Below are 628 nucleotides of genomic sequence, written 5' to 3'. Positions count from 1 at the left end.
ATCCTGCCGCCGCTCTGGATCCGCGGTTCGATGTTCGCGATGCGCGAGTTCCTCACCGGCTCGGTCACGAGTGTCTTCTTGGCGCTCCGGATCGATGAGAAGATCCGGWATTTCCACGGCTACTGCGATCTATCCGACAAGGCGTCGGCCGAAACCATGCGTGTCGCCATCATCGAACGCGAAAGCCGGCCGGTGCGAGCCATGACGCGCGAGGAACGCCTCGAACATATCTGGAGCAGCACGGCCGACCAATACCGCGGCTATGCCGATKACAGCGCCGCGAAAGCTGCTCGGGGCAAGCGCACGATCGCCTTCTTCGGCGGTCAGGCCGGCAGCACGGTGAGGCTTCTGGAGGATCTCGCCGACCACGAGATCGCCGCCAAGCTGCCAGTGCATCTCCGCCACCTCCCCGCTCAAGCCGCCGCCTAATCTCGGCGCTGGACGCAAGCGCGCTCGGCTAATCGCGGTCGGTCCACGTGCCTGCAGGACAGACCCCCCCCGATCCTTCGCGCCCGCGAACTGCCTCGATCGGCAGGGCGATGACGTGTGCCTTCTCACAAGGAGTTTTCGATGAGCAATGATCCCTTCACCCTCGATATCTTCGGCAGCAGCGCGCTTTCCTCCGGGC

General features: G+C 64.4%; 1 protein-coding gene. It reads left to right on the top strand.

All coding sequences use genetic code 11. From position 1 onward, the window contains the following. Window positions 1–429: DUF1419 domain-containing protein (locus QD357_RS32795; protein ID WP_414126161.1), on the top strand; the 429-nt coding region annotated here is incomplete at its 5' end. Window positions 430–628 lie beyond the last annotated feature (199 nt).

Source organism: Rhizobium sp. BR 317 (genome assembly GCF_047445835.1).
Classification (GTDB): Bacteria; Pseudomonadota; Alphaproteobacteria; order Rhizobiales; family Rhizobiaceae; genus Rhizobium; species Rhizobium paranaense.
This window is presented reverse-complemented; position numbering and strand designations above follow the sequence as displayed.